This window comes from Hydrogenovibrio sp. 3SP14C1 (assembly GCF_029625905.1).
In the GTDB taxonomy this organism is placed as follows: domain Bacteria; phylum Pseudomonadota; class Gammaproteobacteria; order Thiomicrospirales; family Thiomicrospiraceae; genus Hydrogenovibrio.
Genome location: NZ_JARTLM010000203.1, coordinates 1 through 256 on the forward strand (window position 1 = coordinate 1; position 256 = coordinate 256).

The following is a 256-nucleotide window of genomic DNA, read 5'->3' on the forward strand; positions in this document are numbered from 1 at the left end:
TACGTTTATTTCAAACCTTCATGCTTTGGTAACTCGTATCATCTCTTCCACGAACGAACTTGCTTTATGTGCTGAAAAAATCCGTGCTAACAGTGAACAAAATAGCCATGAGACTCAGCAACAATTAAGAGAGATCGAACAAGTTGCCACGGCGCTGAATGAAATGGCTTCAGCCTCACACGAAGTTTCCCATAATGCGAATAATACAGCGGATAAAACAAGAAGTTGTAATGTTCTTGCTGAGCAAGGAAATGAG

The 256-nt window shown here is 40.6% G+C and carries 1 pseudogene; it reads left to right on the plus strand.

Annotated elements, in window-relative coordinates:
* Positions 1-256 (plus strand): annotated as a pseudogene (locus P8629_RS12255) (methyl-accepting chemotaxis protein); the annotation flags it as partial.